The organism is Sulfitobacter sp., assembly GCF_036960155.1.
In the GTDB taxonomy this organism is placed as follows: Bacteria; Pseudomonadota; Alphaproteobacteria; order Rhodobacterales; family Rhodobacteraceae; genus Sulfitobacter.
Genome location: NZ_JBALWB010000002.1, coordinates 240,225 through 256,991 on the forward strand (window position 1 = coordinate 240,225; position 16,767 = coordinate 256,991).

The window sequence follows — 16,767 nt, forward strand, 5'->3', positions numbered from 1 at the left end:
ATTTGCGATCAGGTGCCATAATTCCTATTCAGAAAGGGAACCACCATAGATAGGATTGAAAATGGCATTGCTTGATACAGTTGACCCGCAAGGGTTGGAAGAGTTTTCGGTTGTCTTTACGGACCGCTCGCTGAATTCAATGAGCGCGGCCTTCCAAAAGGTAATGCGCGATATTCATGAAATGCTGTGTGATGTCTACGGCGCAAAGTCCGCAGTGATCATCCCCGGTGGTGGTTCTTATGCGATGGAGGCCGTGGCCCGTCAGTTTGCCCGCGACCGTGACGTGCTGGTCGTGCGCAATGGCTGGTTTTCCTATCGTTGGAGCCAGATCATTGAAACAGGTGGCCTGACCGCCAATGCAACCGTGATGAAGGCCCGCCCGCAAGGCAACGAGGCCCCAGCGCCCTATGCGCCTGCACCAATTGAGGATGTGGTCGAGGCGATCCTGAGCCAGAAGCCGCAAGTTGTGTTCGCCCCCCATGTAGAAACTGCTGCAGGGGTGATCCTACCGGATGCCTATATTGCCGCGATGGCGAAGGCTGCGCATGAAGTAGGCGCGCTGATGGTGCTTGATTGTATCGCGTCGGGCTGTGCATGGGTCGATATGGAGGCGCTTGGTGTTGATGTGTTGATCTCAGCCCCACAAAAAGGTTGGAGCGCACAGCCATGTGCAGGTCTTGTAATGCTATCCGAGCGCGGCGTTGCCCGTCTGGCAGAGACGCAATCAGACAGCTTTGCCCTTGATTTGGGCAAATGGCACGCGATTATGCAGGCCTACCTTGATGGCGGCCACGCTTATCACGCGACCATGCCCACGGACGCCCTGCGTGTGTTCCGTGACACGATGGTCGAAACCAAAGAGTACGGCTTTGACCGCTTGAAAGAAGCGCAGTGGCGTCTGGGTGACAGCGTGCGCGCGATGATGGCCGCCAAGGGCATCAAACCCGTCGCTGCTGAGGGCTTTGGCGCACCAGGTGTGGTGGTCAGCTATACGGATGACCCTGATGTGAAATCCGGCAAGGTATTCGCCTCTGAGGGCATGCAAATCGCTGCTGGCGTGCCTTTGCAAGTAGGCGAGCCTGACGGCTTCAGCACCTTCCGTCTCGGCCTGTTTGGTCTGGATAAACTGTATGATGTGGACGGGACATTGGAACGCTTGAAAGCTGTGGTTGATAAGGTTCTGTAACGCTGCATCGATGAATGCTGATCTGGGGTGTGCCTTACTTCGGGCGCGCCCTTTTTAAATTCAGATAGACTTTGTTTCATCTGCGAACACGCGTCGCGTGGACGAATTAGGCTTTCAGGTTTTCTTACAGCGTTCCCAAAGCTTTTGATCCCTTTGACTTATCATCGATCCATAAACCATCTCGTCTAGGCATTGTTCTTTGTAATTTTCACGAAGATACTTGGCGTCCATAATTAAAATATGTTTGCGGATTACTGCGAGGGGGAGCGGGTGCCATCTGAAATTTATGCTAGCTCCCTGCAAAATCGTTATATTTCCGGGTTCAGTACTCGCAACGTCCTGAACATCGCTTCCCAATTCAGATGCAATTTCTACGTTCTCAATATCTTCTGGTCCTTCAAGGAGAAGTACCCAAATATTAACGTCTTCTTGCCCGTCCAGAAAACGCAACACTAGCTGATTTTTCGTATCGGCCATCATACTTGAGAATAGGGGTGGGTTCGAAAAATACTCACCGTTTTGCCAAAAAACGTAGGTGGAGGGATTAATTTTCCGTTCGTAAAAGGCCAAGCTTTCGCTACTCATGGATGCTAAAGAAAAGAGAAAGTACGCGATTAAGAACAAAAGGTAGAGGCCTGTGATCTTCAACGCCCAACCAAAGTACCGCTTCATATTTTCTCCCTAAGCATCAGTGGTGCAATGACGCACGGCCACAAATTGGAGCAGATGCCCTTTGATGTAGATATTGGTCCCAAGCTGCCATTGGGGCAAGTTGCCAGTATAATAGAACTGCCCAACTCATCCCAAATTTAAAAACCTCAGCTAAGTGCATCCAGTATCCGCGCCCATGAGCGGATACCTTTGTGAAAGCTCTCCATGTCGTATTTCTCATTGGGTGAGTGGATTTGATCGTCGTCTTTGCCAAACCCGATGAGCATGGGGGGCGTATCTAGGATGTTCTGGAAGTGACCTGCAATCGGGATCGAGCCGCCGCAGCCGATATAGGCGGCAGGGACGTTCCATTCATCGCTGAGGGCTTTGAGGGCTTTTGCAAATGCCGGATCATCGGTTGCTGTGCCAGAGGCGCGGCTGGCGCCGTGGCCTGTCCATTCAATCGTGCAATCGGCCGGCAACATGTCTTCAACCATCTTGCGGAAGCTTTCGCGGATGGCGATTGGGTCTTGGTCCCCAACAAGGCGGAACGAGATTTTGGCGCTGGCCTGCGAGGGCAGCACGGTTTTAAATCCATCCCCCTGATAGCCGCCGCCGATGCCGTTGACTTCGCAAGTGGGGCGCGACCAGATCATCTCTAGCGGGGTGCGATCTTGTTCGCCTGCGGGTTCGGACAGGCCGACATCGCCCAAGAATTTGGAGTGGTCAAAGGCAAGGCCTTGCCATTGCGCTTCCAACTCATCGCTGAGTTCGGGCACACCGTCATAAAAGCCGGGAACAGTGATGCGGCCCTGATCATCATGCAGCGACGCGATGATCTTGGACAGCACGCGCACAGGGTTCATGGCAATGCCACCAAACATGCCCGAGTGCAGGTCTTTTTCCGGCGCGGTGATGGTCAGTTCTTCGCCAAGCAATCCGCGTAGCATGGTCACGATAGACGGCGTGCGACTTTCGAACATGCCCGTGTCGCAGATCATGGCAAAATCAGCGCGCAGCTCATCTGCGTTTTCTTCCATGAAAGGCACCAAAGATGGGGAACCTGATTCCTCTTCGCCCTCGAAAAAGAACGTAATGCGGCAAGGCCAGTCGCCTTTGACGTCTTTCCATGCACGAAATGCTTCAACAAATGTCATTAATTGACCTTTGTCATCTGCCGCGCCGCGCCCGCGGATCACGGGGCCTGCGTCAGTCTCTTCTACAGCAGGATCAAACGGGTCACGGTCCCATAGATTTAGCGGATCAACGGGTTGCACATCATAGTGGCCGTAGAACAATAGATGCGGCTTGCCCGTTTCCGGCCCAACATGTCCGACAACCATGGGGTGGCCGGGGGTAGGGCGCTTTTCTGCATCGATACCAAGGCTTTGCAGGTCTTTCACCAACCAGTCTGCAGCCTCTTGGCAGTCGTCCTTAAACGCAGGATCAGTCGAGATTGATTTGATCCGGAGTAGGTCTAGCAGTCGCTCGGTTGCGGCGGGTAGCTCTTTGTCAATTTGGGCAAGGACAGCATCAAGGGACATTTAGGAAGCTCCTGAAAAGGGGAATTTTGTGCGACCCTAACAGGCGAAAATGTGATGTCCAGTGTCGGCATTTTCCGATTGGAAACACACCTGCGACACTACGCGCCCGTTTGCGTATTGATGCGCTTGGAACCATTCTATATTTGACGCATAGAGCCACAAGACGCCAAAGCGCGGCGGACTGCAGTTACGGAGATGCGCATGACCTATTCGGAACAACTTGATAAAGCACTGGACCGTCTTCACGACGAAGGCAGGTACCGTACGTTTATCGACATTGAACGCCGCAATGGGAACTTCCCGCATGCTGTCTGGACAAAACCCGACGGTACAGAGCAAGACATCACCGTATGGTGTGGCAACGACTATCTGGGCATGGGTCAGCATCCTGTCGTGATTGAGGCGATGCACGAAGCGATCGACGCAACGGGTGCCGGTTCTGGTGGGACGCGCAATATTTCGGGCACAACCGTTTATCACAAGCGTCTCGAAGAAGAACTGGCTGATCTGCACGGCAAAGAGGCGGCGCTGCTGTTCACCTCAGCTTATATCGCAAATGACGCCACCCTCAGCACGTTGCCAAAGCTGTTTCCAGAATTGATCATCTATTCTGACGAACGCAACCACGCCTCGATGATTGAAGGGGTGCGGCGCAACGGCGGAGCCAAGCGGATCTTCCGCCACAATGATCTCGCGCATCTGCGTGAATTATTGGAAGCGGATGACAGTGATGCACCCAAGGTGATCGCGTTTGAATCCATTTACTCCATGGATGGGGATTTTGGCCCTATTGAAGAAATCTGTGACCTCGCGGATGAATTCGGAGCGCTGACCTACATTGACGAAGTACACGCCGTTGGCATGTATGGTCCACGCGGGGCAGGGGTGGCCGAACGGGACCGCCTGATGCATCGCCTTGATATAATCAACGGAACATTAGCCAAGGCTTTTGGTGTGATGGGGGGGTATATCGCGGCCTCCGCCAAAATGTGTGACGCTATCCGCTCCTATGCGCCCGGCTTTATCTTTACGACATCCCTACCACCTGCCGTTGCTGCAGGTGCTGCGGCCTCTGTTGCCTTCCTCAAACGTGCGCCTGAGCTGCGCGAAAAGCACCAGCAGCAGGCAAAAGCCCTAAAACTTCGGCTCAAGGGGTTGGGGCTGCCGATCATCGATCACGGTAGCCATATTGTGCCTGTGATGGTTGGCAATCCTGTGCATACAAAAATGCTGTCTGACATGCTGCTTGAAGAGCATGGCATTTACGCGCAACCGATCAATTTCCCAACCGTACCACGCGGTACGGAGCGGTTACGCTTTACGCCATCACCCGTACACGGCCCGCGAGAAATGGATGCGCTAGTGCATGCAATGGACGGTCTTTGGGCGCATTGTGCGCTGAATCGTGCCGAACAGGCGGGATAAAGTGTCAATATCTCGCTAATATCTTTGCAGCGTGCTATGTTTAGCCTAACAAGACCCATGACGAATCAATCTATTTGGTAGTCAAAGGGGCAGTGGGCACAATGAGTAGGCTAGGGCATTGATATGATAGGGCGTTGGGGCTCCAAGAATGCAGAGACCGAAAATGTCGAGCCGTCAGGCTTTGACGCTTTCGAATTGCGCCTTGGTGATTTGATGCGCGGCGAGCGTGCGACGCTCGGTAAATCCCTTCTTGATGTACAACGTGAACTCCGAATCAAAGCGTCTTATATCGCTGCGATCGAAAATGCTGATCCCGATGCCTTTGACACTCCCGGCTTTATCGCAGGCTACGTGCGCTCGTACGCGCGGTATCTCGATATGGATCCGGACAAAGCGTTTGACGCCTTCTGTAACGAGAGCGGCTTTAGCGTGGCGCACGGCATGTCTGCCGAAGCGTCCGTTGTCAAAAAACCAACCCGCGAAGAACGTCTGAGCCGTCAGGCTGAGCACGACATTTTCTCTCGTCCTGCAATGCCCTTCGCCCCAGGTGGTGATAGTTTTTTTGCGCGGATTGAGCCTGCTGCAATCGGATCTTCCCTCATTCTCGTCGCGCTGATTGGCGCTATCGGGTTCGGCGGTTGGAGCGTTCTAAAAGAAGTCCAACGTGTGCAGGTCTCCCCAGTGGATCAGACCCCTGTTGTGCTATCCGACCTTGACCCTTTGCAAGCGAATGTGCCGACCCAATCTGGGATTGGCGGCGTTGCAACGCCCACCGCGCTTGAGGATGCTCCGCGCGTTGAGGCGCTGGACCGTCTGTATCGTCCGGCTGCTTTGGATGTGCCTGTGCTGGTGGCGCGCGATGCGCCGATTGCCTCGCTTGATCCACGCACGAGTGGTTTGTTTAATTCACCTACCATTCCAACAATTTCGAACGATACCCTGCTGGCCAGTGCCGTGGATGGTGCTGTGACCGAAGTATTGGCCGATGGATCAGACACAAGTGGTGCGCTCAGGGTCCCTCAGGTTCTTGAAGGGCCTGCACCTGCGGTACAGGTTGTTGCGACTGGCGAGACATGGGTGCGCGTTACAGCTGCTGATGGCACGAACATCTTTGAAACAGTGATGCAGAAAGGGGATACATTTGATGTGCCTTCCCTTGAAGAAGCACCGCTGTTGCGAACAGGCCAAAGCGGTGCAGTCTATTTTGTTATGAACGGTGAGTTTTATGGACCAGTTGGAGGGCGCGGAAGCGTGACCTCGAATGTGCCATTGCACCAGCAGGCGCTGGCCGAGCTATATGAACCCGCACTGCCGGGTGAAGACAGCGCGCTAGAAGTGATGGTTGCAGAAATGCAGGCCGCTGCCGAAGTTCCCAACCAAGACTGAATACGTCGCACAATTTACACGATCAATTCATCCCCTAAATTCCAGCTTTTCATTGCAGCTGCCTCGCCACAAAGTTAGGTGATGTATGTCTGAACTGTTTAGTGAGGCTGACATGTCGCTTAATCACATCCGTCCTTGGCGCAACATCTATCGTCGCAAATCGCGCCAGATCATGGTTGGTAATGTTCCCGTTGGTGGGGACGCGCCGATTACGGTTCAGACGATGACCAACACGCTCACCACTGATGCGCGCGCAACCATTGCGCAAATTCAGGCAGCAGCAGATGCGGGCGCGGATATTGTCCGCGTTTCAGTGCCGGATGTAGACAGCTCAAAGGCGCTCAAAGAGATTGTGCGCGAAAGCCCCGTACCAATCGTGGCGGATATCCACTTCCACTATAAACGCGGTATCGAAGCGGCAGAGGCGGGTGCTGCCTGTCTGCGCATCAATCCAGGCAACATTGGTGATGAAAAGCGTGTCAAAGAGGTCATCAGGGCCGCGCGTGACAACAACTGCTCGATTCGTATTGGCGTAAACGCGGGCAGTTTGGAAAAGCACCTGTTGGATAAATACGGTGAGCCGTGCCCCGACGCGATGGTCGAAAGCGGGTTGGATCACATTAAGATCCTGCAAGATAACGATTTTCATGAATTCAAGATCAGCTGTAAAGCGTCTGATGTCTTTATGGCGGCGGCTGCCTATCAGCAGTTGGCAGAGGCCACAGACGCCCCCATCCACCTTGGCATCACCGAGGCGGGCGGCCTGTTTTCAGGCACCGTTAAATCGGCCATCGGCATGGGCAATCTGTTGTGGAACGGCATTGGCGATACGATCCGTGTGTCCCTGTCTGCTGATCCTGTCGAAGAAGTGAAAATGGGTTTTGAAATTCTCAAATCCCTTGGCCTACGTCACCGTGGCGTGAATATCATTTCCTGTCCGTCCTGCGCGCGCCAAGGGTTTGATGTGATCAAAACCGTTGAGGCACTGGAAAAGCGTCTAGAGCATATCAAAACCCCGATGAGCCTGTCTATCATCGGCTGTGTTGTGAATGGCCCCGGTGAGGCGTTGATGACCGATGTGGGCTTTACTGGCGGCGGTGCAGGCGCGGGTATGGTGTATCTGGCGGGCAAACAGAGCCATAAGTTGGACAATTCGCAATTGGTTGATCACATCGTTGAGCAGGTCGAGGCACGCGCGGCTAAAATCCAAGCAGAGACGCCTGAGGGCGCTTAACGCATCCCTAGGCCCATCTGCATCAACATCTTGCGTACCCCAGCCGAACCATAAAGCGCACTAAGTCCGGCCGCGCGGGCATCGCGTGCGATGCCGCTTTTTGCCTGACTGGCGCGGTTCAGCAAATCAATGCCGTGGACCCGCAGTGTGATATCGCGATAACGGGCCTTGTGATAGGTATCCAGCATCTCTGCATCCCCCAATCCATCCGGCCGTGCGTTGGCGAGGTCCAGCAGGGTTGCGATGTCATTGAGGGACATGTTCAGCCCCTGCGCCCCGATAGGGGGCATCACGTGAGCCGCCTCTGCAATCAGGGCAACACGCTCACTGCTCAAACGATCTGCATGTTGGCTGATGATTGGCCACGCTTGGCGACGACTTACCAACGTCAGAGGACCAAAGTGATTGCACGACCGTTTGGAGGCTTCGGCCTCAAAGGTTGCGACATCCATATCCATACGTTCTTGGGCAAGGCGGCCATCATCCATCCATACCACGGCTGAGCACGGCTTGCCGTTATGGTCGGGTAGGGGAACCAAGGTAAATGGGCCACCCGTGCGGTGGACCTCGGTTGACACGTTTTCATGCGGGATCAAATGGGTTGCGGCAAACACCAACGCCTTTTGGCCATAACGGTGTGTGCGCACAGAAATGCCAGCCGCCGCGCGCATCGCCGATCCGCGTCCGTCTGCGGCAATCACCAGCTTGGCCTCTATGCGTGACCCATCGCTGAGCGATACCTTTGCGCCGCCCATACGTGTAAACAGGCGCGTCGTGCTGATGCCCGTGCGAAAATCAACTGTATCAAGGGCTCCCATACGGTCCAGCATCTCACGTCTGAGCAGCCAGTTCGGGAAGTTCCAACCAAAAGGTTGGTCCGAGATTTCGGAGGCATCAAATTCACGGGTTACGCGTGGTTCTGGTTCATCGCCGCCGGCATCAATGATCCGCATGATCTGCAAAGGGGCCGCATGGGGTGCCAAGTCCTCCCATAGACCTGCACGCTCTAGCAAGGCGCGGGCAGGCTGCAACATGGCGGTTGAGCGCAGATCAGCACCTTCAGCTGCACCATTTGTGACGGGCGGTGTCGGGTCGACGCAGATTACTTTAAAACCCGCCGTGCCGAATGCCGCAGCTGCCGTCATGCCAGCAATGCCGCCGCCAGAGATAAGGATGTCGCAGGTATCGGTCATTGCCACGCCTCGTTTAAATCAGCTGTTCCAAGAATACTGTTAGATCGTCGGTGTGGAACTGCACATGCGGCGCGTGCGCGCGGGTTGGGGCGACATGCACCGTGCGCATGCCCAAATCATGTGGGACAGCCAAATTGCGCGGATCATCCTCAAACATGGCTGCGGTTTGTGGGGCCAACTTATCTTGGGCGAAAATTGCGTCAAATGCACCTTTTTCGGGTTTTGGCAAAAAACCCGCGTGTTCCACACCGTAAACCGCATCAAAGAGACCTGACAAGCCACGGGCGTGCAGCACACGTTCGGCATAAGGCGCGCAGCCGTTTGTATACACAATTTTACGACCAGGGAGCGCGCGAATATGTGCGGCAAGCTGCGGATCGGGCGTTAAGCTGTCCATCGAAATGTCATGCACATCTACCAGATAGGGCTCTGGATCAACGTCGTGCTCGCGCATGAGCCCTGCCAATGTGGTGCCATGGGTCTCCCAATAATGCACACGCAGACGGTCGGCCTCAGTACGTTCAACGCCAAGAGTTTCCATCACCCATGCTGTCATTCGAACTTCAATCAGATCAAACAATCTCGCCTCAGGGGGATAGAGGGTGTTATCTAGGTCAAAGACCCAAGTGGTCACATGAGAAAAAGCATTACGGGGCATGGTCCTTTGGTAGGGTGCTGGCACGCGACGCGCAAGGGGTAGGCGTTAGCTTCTCCTGCGGTTAAGGTGCCGTGAAACCTAATGAAAGGGCCTATGCATGCCCCCCGCAACGACAAATAGCCGCCCTGGCAACACTGACGCATATTCGATGATCCTGGATGCGATTGATACAGGCACCTATCGCCCTGGTGATCGTCTGGTCGAGAGTGAACTCGCAGAACGTTTCGGCGTCTCGCGTACGCCCATCCGCGAAGCACTACAGCGCCTTGAAACCCAGTCCTTATTGGCACGTGACGGGCGCAGCTTGATCGTAGCATCGCTGGATCACAATCAAATGGCCGAGCTGTATGTTGTGCGCGGCGAATTAGAAGGGCTGGCTGCCCGCCTTGCCGCACAAAATGCAACAGAAGAAGAAGTGCAATTGTTGCGTGAGATGGTTGAAGCAGACAATGATCTTAAAGATCATCCTGCTGCCTTGGCCCGCGCAAATAGACGGTTTCATAAGCAAATCCACCTCGCCTCACACAACCGTTTTTTAGTGCGCCAGCTTGATCTTGTTCACCGCTCCATGGCGCTGATGGCGACCACTTCGCTTGCAGTTGTCGGGCGCGGAGAGATTGCGCAAAAAGAGCATGACAGAATCGTTTCAGCGATTGAAGCAAGAGACGGAGACGCGGCAGCAGCAGCACTGCGGTCACACATTTCCGTGGCGTTCACCACGCGTCTCAAACAGGAAGCTGAGCTGCGCGAAGCAGAAAATTAATCTGTTTCAGTAGTTACGCCATGTTGGGTCTTATCCCAGTAAAACGGCTCCAAAACCATTTCCTTAAGCGCTTTGTAGGCTGAAATCGCTGCCATTGGAAAATAGAGCGGCAAGGTTAGAACATAGACCATGAGGTGGCGATGCTCCTTGCGTGAAACCGCAGCCATTGAAATGACCAAATTGAGGATCGCAGATGCGAGAAAGAACCACGCCATAAAGACAGCGGTTGGTTCGCCCAGTGTCAGGGAAACGGGGTGCTTAAATCCTGCTAGGGTGATCCAGAACGACCACAACAATGGCGCGCAGGCAAATTGTACAAATGTGGCGAATAATAAGGTCTGTACCCCTAGAAATCTGATCAATCCTAGGTCCCGTAACAAGGCGCGAGGCGCGCGCATATGGACCAACCATGTGATCAAAAAACCCTTTAACCATCTGGAACGTTGTTTCACCCACGGCCAAGCGCGGCAATTGGCCTCTTCATAGGTGACAGTCGGAATAAGTTCTGTGACATAGCCGTGCCGCGCCAGTCTCACGCCCAAATCGGCATCCTCAGTTACGTTATGGGCGTCCCATCCACATAGTTTTTCTAGGATGTTGCGGCGGAAAAATAACGTTGTCCCACCCAGTGGAATGACAAGGCCTAATTGGGCAATGCCGGGTAAAATCATCCGCCACCACGTAGCATATTCAATTGCAAAACAACGTGATAGCCAGTTGGTGCGCGGATTGTAATAGTCCAGCACACCCTGCAAACATGCGACGTTTTCGGGAGCGTCCTGAAACCGTGTTACAACTTTTTCTATCTGGTCAGGCTCGGGCGCATCTTCTGCGTCCCAAACGCCAATGATAGAACCTTGGCAAAAATCTAATGCGTAATTCAGGGCGCGTGGTTTTGTGGTCAGGTTTCCTGCGCTGGGAACTTCGATCACGCTCATCCATGTGGGCATATCCGTGCGTGCGATGGTGTCACGGGTCACTGTGTCATGGGCTTCGAGAACCAGCACAACCTCAAGCAGGGATTTGGGATACGTGAGTCGCGAAAGCCGCTGAATAAGTTTTTCAGCGATGTTTTCTTCTTTAAACAACGGCACCAGCACCGAGACTTTTGGCAGTGGAAAGGGCGCGCGCGGATTGCTTGACGTTGGCTGGGTTGTCTCAGAGATTTTGGACATTTGGGCGATAAAGGCCGCAAGTTTTAACAGGGTGCTCATTGATAGGGTCGCAAATACAAACAACATCGCAACCGTGATGCTCCAGAGCGGCGCGATCACAAGTGCAGCGATGAGCGTTACAATCGCTAGATAGGCGACAGGCTTGCGAAGCGGCGACGTAAGGTCCCAGCTGCGACAGCTTTCTGCGGCAGGAACGCGCGTTGTGGCCCTACACGCCAGTTCAGCCCCATATAATTTGCCGATTTGTTTGCGTATCTGTTGTTCACTCACAAGAACGGGCAGCATCCTGCGCCCCATTTCGCCCATGCACAACTTTAAACGTTGAAAGTCATCAGGATGACTGGTCCCGACCAACAGCAGATCACCCATCCGCACCCAAGGCACACACCGGTGCGATAGGCACAAGCCAGAGGGCAGCGTACTGCTGAGGGTTGGATCGGGGGGATCTATTAATGCATCCGCAACAGGGATATTATGCTGTCGAGATACCATATGCAGCACATCAGATGAGCTAGCGAGCCCTTCGGCCACAAGGATTTCCCCGATAGGAGCATCAATGTGGCGCTGCAAATCAAGCGCATGCACCAGATCACTCTGGGTTATGATGCCCGCGTTGACCATGATCCGCCCTAGTGGCAACTGCTCCAAGGGAGGAGTAGCTGCCTGCGGATTGGTTAAACGCAGGTAAAGGTCGCTCATTGCGGGCCTACCTGAAATCGTTTCGATCCAATTGAAACGATTTCAAAAAATACTTAACAAGTGGTTAACTTGGCAAGAATTCAGCAGGTTAGGCCGCGCAACTCAGGTGCATTTATGCAGGCGCTTTGACGCTCCGTGCAGCCATAGCATCCGCAAATCGCTCAAACAGATAGTAGCTGTCTTGCGGTCCAGGGGAGGCTTCAGGGTGGTGTTGTACCGAGTACACGGGACGCCCTTCCATACGGATCCCACAGTTGGATCCATCAAAAAGCGAGCGGTGTGTTTCAACAACGCCTTCGGGCAAGGACTGACCATCGACAGCAAAGCCGTGGTTCATCGAGGTGATCTCGACTTTGTTTGTGTCGATGTCTTTTACAGGATGGTTTGCGCCGTGATGGCCGTGGCTCATTTTGATGGTGCGCGCACCAAGGGCCAGTGCAAGCATCTGGTGACCAAGGCAAATGCCGAACACTGGCAGCTCGGTTTTGTTGAGAACATCATTGATCATTGGAACAGCGTATTCACCGGTGGCCGCAGGATCTCCGGGGCCGTTGGAGAGGAACACGCCATCGGGTTCATGCGCCATGATGTCTTCATAGGTTGCGGTTGCTGGTAGGACAGTGACATCGCAGCCCGCTGACGCAAGGCAGCGCAGGATGTTGCGCTTTGCGCCATAGTCGATTGCGACAACCTTGTGCTTTGGTTCTGTCTGAGGCGTGTACCCCTCAGGCCATGCCCACCGCATTTCGTTCCAGCGATAAGATTGGGCGCAAGTTACGTCTTTGGCCAGATCCATACCTTCAAGGCCCGCAAATTCACGTGCAGCGGCCACAAGTGCGGCAACATCAAAGTTGCCATCAGGATCATGCGCAAGAGCAGCATGAGGTGCGCCTTGTTGGCGAATGGCGCGGGTGAGGCGGCGGGTATCAATGCCGCCAATTGCGATGCGCCCCCGTGCGGCCAGCCAATCAGACAAGTTCTGCGTAGTGCGCCAGCTGCTGGGCGTTGTTGGCATCCATTTCACAACCATACCAGCGGCGACCGGATCAGCGGTTTCGTCGTCTTCGGGATTTGTGCCAGTGTTGCCGATATGGGGGAAGGTAAATGTAACAATCTGCCCCGCATAAGAGGGATCAGTCATGATTTCCTGATAGCCGGTCATGGCAGTGTTAAAACACAATTCCGCGACGGTCTGGCCAACAGCACCAAATCCGAAGCCGTAGAAAACCGATCCATCAGCAAGGGCAAGGCAGGCTGTAGGGTGTGCAGGTGCGGCGGTGGCCATGATTAGATCCTTTTGCGGGGGCGGGTCAGAAGGTGGCCCTGATATGAGAGAGGCGGCAGACACCTCATTTGGCAAACGAATGCAACCTATAGCGGGCGTTGGCAAGGGTCAAGATTGAGGTGTAAATGAATAACTAAGCAATTTCAGTAACTTAGATGGATTTAATGCGCATTGCATGTGAAGGGGTGATTAGGTAGTGTCTGCGCTCTTGTCATGACCATATGTAAAGGCGCCCCATGGACCTTCGGACACGTATTAGTACTTCTCTTAAACAAGCGATGAAAGACAAAGCAGTAGAGCGTTTGTCGACTTTGCGGCTGGTTAATGCAGCGATTAAAGACAAAGACATCGCAGCACGGGCTGAAGGTAATGATGAGGGTGTGGGCGAGGGCGAAGTTCTGGCGATTCTTGGCAAGATGGCCAAGCAGCGTGTAGAATCAGCACGTGCATACGAAGAAGGCGGCCGCCTTGATCTGGCAGAGCGCGAACTTTCGGAGATCAAAGTCATCGAAGAGTTCTTGCCACGCCAGTTGAACGCTGACGAGGCGAAAGCAGCTGTTGATGCGGCTGTGGCCGAAGTTGGAGCCAGCTCCATTCGTGACATGGGTAAGGTCATGGCGATACTAAAGGGCAAATACACAGGTCAGATGGATTTTGGCCGTGTAGGACCGATGCTCAAAGACCGACTATCTAACTAAGCGGCTGTTCTTGGATCAGCGGCGCAGAGCGCGCTGTAGATCGCCGTAAAGCGCAATGCGCTCTTCCTCACTTAGGAATGCACCAATCTCCACTTCGCGGCCTTTGCCGCGCAGTGTGATGTAATGTGGCACAGGACCTTCGTCTTCGTATTTAATGACTTGAGTCCAGTAGCGGTCGCAATCCCATTCTTGCACATCACCTTTGGGATTGGTGCGGGTCAGATGGGCCATGCTTTCATCCAGCACTAATTCTTCGTTGATCTGGCGTGCTTTGAAATTGCGCTGCAATGCCCAGAATACGCCCCAAACGGCGGCCAACGTAAAGGGTAACATCGCCCATAGAATGGGAGAGCCAAGTAGGGCCAGCACTGGAATTGAGATCATAAAGAACGTGCTCAAGACAAATGCAGCCATGCCCCGCGCGGGCAACGAATTATGCGGCCACAGGCGCAGGGTTTGCGGTGTGGCGTGAGGCTGTGATGTCCATTGATACGGCATAGTTTAGTTTTACCCGAGTAAGCCCGTCGATCAATGCGACATTCTGTAAGGGCAGCATCACTTCTGGAGTAGGGGCGCTCGTAGGCTCCTGATCGCCTGTGCGCATAGGGCAATCGTTAGCGCGAGGGTTGCCATTTCGATGAGGTGGGGCGCTTGGCCCAAGATGGCTGCTGTAAATGCGATCGCAAGTGTCTGCGCCAAGATGGCATCAACCCGTAAATCGCCATTAGGTGAGAAATGCTCAACCGCCCAATAGAACGGAGTGAGCAGTGCAAGACCGACGGTGGCACAGGCCAATGGGTTGAGATGAGCGATATTGTACGGGATTCCCGCTGATGGCTGTGGTGTCGATAGCGTGTGAACCGCCATCGCAGATAGGCACGCGGTGACGATGCTCATGCTGAACAGCAGAAGGGTCAGATGCGTTGCAGGCCCAACGGCACGCAGCCCAGCGATGAGCTGTGGTCCAAGCATGATGCAAAGAAAAACAATTGTAATCATGTGCCGTTGATCTGCCGTTTGTGAATGGTCTGGGACGGGTAGGGCACATAGCCGGAAATGACCACAAAAAAAGGGCCCCAACCGCCGTTGGAGCCCTCTTTGATTTCAAACTAACAAGCGCTTAGTGGCCTGGTGCTTTGTCCCAGTCAGACTGCACTGGCAGCTGCTCGAATGTGTGCTCTGGTGGTGGGCAAGGAAGTGTCCACTCCAGCGTGTCCGCAAATTCGTTCCATGGGTTGTTGGCTGTGACGCGCGCACCGCGTGTCAATGTCCATGCCATCACACCAAAGAAGAAGATGAAGGAACCGAAGGAAAGGAACGCACCAAGGCTAGACCAGAAGTTCCAATATGCAAATGCATCAGGATAATCGATGTAACGACGTGGCATGCCCTGACGACCCAAGAAGTGCTGTGGGAAGAAGGTCAGGTTTGCACCGATGAACATGGTCCAGAAGTGCAGCTTGCCTGCCCATTCAGGGTACATGCGGCCAGTCATCTTGGGCAGATAGAAGTAGATACCTGCAAAGATGGTGAATACCGCACCAAGGCTCATCACGTAGTGGAAGTGTGCAACCACGTAGTATGTATCGTGGTAGTAACGGTCCACTGCGGCTTGTGAAAGAACGATCCCTGTAACGCCACCAACGGTGAACAAGAACAAGAAGCCGAACGCCCAAAGCATAGGTGTTTTGAACTCAACCGAGCCGCCCCACATGGTTGCGATCCATGAGAACACCTTTACGCCTGTTGGCACCGCGATAACCATCGTGGCCAGCATAAAGTAAGCTTGTTGGTTGAGCGTCATACCGACCGTGTACATGTGGTGTGCCCACACAACAAAGCCCAATGCGCCAATTGCGATCAACGCCCAAACCATTGGCAGGTAGCCAAAGATAGGCTTGCGCGCGAATGTCGCGATGATGTGCGAGATGATGCCAAATCCTGGAAGGATGATGATGTACACTTCTGGGTGTCCGAAGAACCACAAAATATGTTGGTACAGCACCGGATCACCGCCGCCTGCAGGGTCAAAGAAGGCAAACCCAAAGTTACGGTCCATCAGCAACATGGTGATAGCGCCAGCCAGAACAGGCAAGGACAGCAGGATCAACCAGCTAGTAACGAAGATCGACCATGAGAACAGCGGCACTTTGAACAGGGTCATGCCGGGGGCACGCATGTTCAAGAATGTCGTGATCATGTTGATCGCGCCAAGGATAGAGGAAGCACCAGATACGTGAACCGCGAAGATCGCGAAGTCCATGGACATGCCGCCTTCTTTTACGGACAGCGGCGGATACAGAACCCAACCAACACCGGAACCGGATTGGCCATTGCCGCCTGGCAATAGAACCGAGCAGATCGCAAGCGATGTACCAGCAATATAAAGCCAGAATGACAGGTTGTTCATCCGTGGGAACGCCATATCAGGCGCGCCAATTTGTAATGGCATCAAGTAGTTGCCGAAACCGCCGAAGAGCGCGGGAATAACAACGAAGAACATCATCAAGATACCGTGGCCGGTGATCAAAACGTTCCAAAGGTGTCCGTTAGGCGTACAGGTTGTAGCGGAATCAGCAAAGAAACGCGCACCTTCCATACACATGTATTGAACGCCGGGGTTCATCAGCTCGAGGCGCATGTAGATTGTAAATGCGACCGAGATGAACCCGACAAAAGCGGAGACGATCAGGTACAGAATACCGATGTCTTTGTGGTTAGTGGACATGAACCAGCGTGAGAAAAACCCGCGCTCGTCTTCGTGCTCGTGCCCGTTGATGGCTGCGTCTGCCATGCGTGGCCTCCTAAACTTATATTAAAATGCAGAGACACCTGTGGCTAGGCGCACTGCGGACTTCTTGTCCTTCTAA

15 protein-coding genes are annotated in these 16,767 nt (G+C 53.9%); 6 read left to right on the forward strand and 9 right to left on the reverse strand.

Annotated features, from left to right (window positions below; all coding sequences use genetic code 11):
- Positions 1 to 61: 61 nt before the first annotated feature.
- The gene (locus V7775_RS07640) at positions 62 to 1,186 is read left to right on the forward strand and encodes an aminotransferase class V-fold PLP-dependent enzyme (protein WP_335751292.1); all 1,125 of its coding nucleotides are present in this window, start codon (positions 62 to 64) and stop codon (positions 1,184 to 1,186) included.
- A gap of 114 nt (positions 1,187 to 1,300) precedes the next feature.
- On the opposite strand, the gene V7775_RS07645 is transcribed toward V7775_RS07640, so the two are convergent.
- Together V7775_RS07645 and V7775_RS07650 are read right to left on the reverse strand one after the other, a co-directional pair.
- Positions 1,301 to 1,858: a hypothetical protein gene (locus V7775_RS07645; RefSeq protein ID WP_335751293.1), complete on the reverse strand. Its 558-nt coding sequence runs from the start codon at positions 1,856 to 1,858 to the stop codon at positions 1,301 to 1,303.
- Between the two features lie 146 nt (positions 1,859 to 2,004).
- Positions 2,005 to 3,381 carry a M20/M25/M40 family metallo-hydrolase gene (locus V7775_RS07650; protein ID WP_335751294.1) on the reverse strand — a complete coding sequence of 459 codons (1,377 nt, stop codon included), beginning with the start codon at positions 3,379 to 3,381 and terminating at the stop codon, positions 2,005 to 2,007.
- A gap of 201 nt (positions 3,382 to 3,582) precedes the next feature.
- On the opposite strand from V7775_RS07650, the gene hemA reads away from it, so the two are divergent.
- The 3 genes from hemA (at position 3,583) to ispG (ending at position 7,426) form a co-directional block, all read left to right on the forward strand.
- Complete coding sequence (gene hemA, locus V7775_RS07655) at positions 3,583 to 4,806, forward strand: 5-aminolevulinate synthase (protein ID WP_335751295.1); 1,224 nt, start codon at positions 3,583 to 3,585, stop codon at positions 4,804 to 4,806.
- A gap of 123 nt (positions 4,807 to 4,929) precedes the next feature.
- A complete protein-coding gene (locus tag V7775_RS07660; RefSeq protein ID WP_335751296.1) occupies positions 4,930 to 6,192 on the forward strand; it encodes a helix-turn-helix domain-containing protein in 1,263 nt (420 codons plus the stop codon).
- Positions 6,193 to 6,304: 112 nt separating this feature from the next.
- Complete coding sequence (gene ispG / locus V7775_RS07665; RefSeq protein ID WP_335751753.1) at positions 6,305 to 7,426, forward strand: flavodoxin-dependent (E)-4-hydroxy-3-methylbut-2-enyl-diphosphate synthase; 1,122 nt, start codon at positions 6,305 to 6,307, stop codon at positions 7,424 to 7,426.
- Here ispG and V7775_RS07670 read toward each other — a convergent pair.
- Entirely contained in the window at positions 7,423 to 8,619 is a 1,197-nt protein-coding gene (locus tag V7775_RS07670; RefSeq protein ID WP_335751297.1) for a UbiH/UbiF family hydroxylase, read from the reverse strand. The genes ispG and V7775_RS07670 overlap by 4 nt on opposite strands.
- Before the next feature lie 13 nt (positions 8,620 to 8,632).
- Positions 8,633 to 9,277, reverse strand: coding sequence for a pyrimidine 5'-nucleotidase (locus V7775_RS07675; protein ID WP_335751298.1), 645 nt, complete (start codon positions 9,275 to 9,277; stop codon positions 8,633 to 8,635).
- A gap of 97 nt (positions 9,278 to 9,374) precedes the next feature.
- Here V7775_RS07675 and V7775_RS07680 point away from each other — a divergent pair, with 97 nt between their 5' ends.
- The gene (locus V7775_RS07680; RefSeq protein ID WP_335751299.1) at positions 9,375 to 10,040 is read left to right on the forward strand and encodes a GntR family transcriptional regulator; all 666 of its coding nucleotides are present in this window, start codon (positions 9,375 to 9,377) and stop codon (positions 10,038 to 10,040) included.
- Here the strand turns inward: V7775_RS07680 and V7775_RS07685 are convergent.
- Both V7775_RS07685 and carA read right to left on the reverse strand, forming a co-directional pair.
- Positions 10,037 to 11,914, reverse strand: a complete 1,878-nt coding sequence (locus tag V7775_RS07685; RefSeq protein WP_335751300.1) for a glycosyltransferase family 2 protein — start codon at positions 11,912 to 11,914, stop codon at positions 10,037 to 10,039. The genes V7775_RS07680 and V7775_RS07685 overlap by 4 nt on opposite strands.
- Positions 11,915 to 12,026: 112 nt before the next feature.
- Positions 12,027 to 13,199: a glutamine-hydrolyzing carbamoyl-phosphate synthase small subunit gene (gene carA, locus V7775_RS07690; RefSeq protein ID WP_335751301.1), complete on the reverse strand. Its 1,173-nt coding sequence runs from the start codon at positions 13,197 to 13,199 to the stop codon at positions 12,027 to 12,029.
- A gap of 236 nt (positions 13,200 to 13,435) precedes the next feature.
- Between carA and V7775_RS07695 the strand changes: the two genes are divergently transcribed.
- A complete protein-coding gene (locus tag V7775_RS07695) occupies positions 13,436 to 13,897 on the forward strand; it encodes a GatB/YqeY domain-containing protein (RefSeq protein WP_335751302.1) in 462 nt (153 codons plus the stop codon).
- Positions 13,898 to 13,912: 15 nt separating this feature from the next.
- On the opposite strand, the gene V7775_RS07700 is transcribed toward V7775_RS07695, so the two are convergent.
- From V7775_RS07700 to ctaD, 3 genes are all read right to left on the reverse strand, one after another.
- A complete protein-coding gene (locus V7775_RS07700; RefSeq protein ID WP_335751303.1) occupies positions 13,913 to 14,395 on the reverse strand; it encodes a DUF2244 domain-containing protein in 483 nt (160 codons plus the stop codon).
- Between the two features lie 57 nt (positions 14,396 to 14,452).
- Positions 14,453 to 14,896, reverse strand: a complete 444-nt coding sequence (locus tag V7775_RS07705; RefSeq protein WP_335751304.1) for a hypothetical protein — start codon at positions 14,894 to 14,896, stop codon at positions 14,453 to 14,455.
- 121 nt (positions 14,897 to 15,017) lie between these two features.
- Positions 15,018 to 16,691 (reverse strand): cytochrome c oxidase subunit I, encoded by a 1,674-nt coding sequence (gene ctaD / locus V7775_RS07710; protein ID WP_335751305.1) that lies wholly within the window; start codon positions 16,689 to 16,691, stop codon positions 15,018 to 15,020.
- Positions 16,692 to 16,767 lie beyond the last annotated feature (76 nt).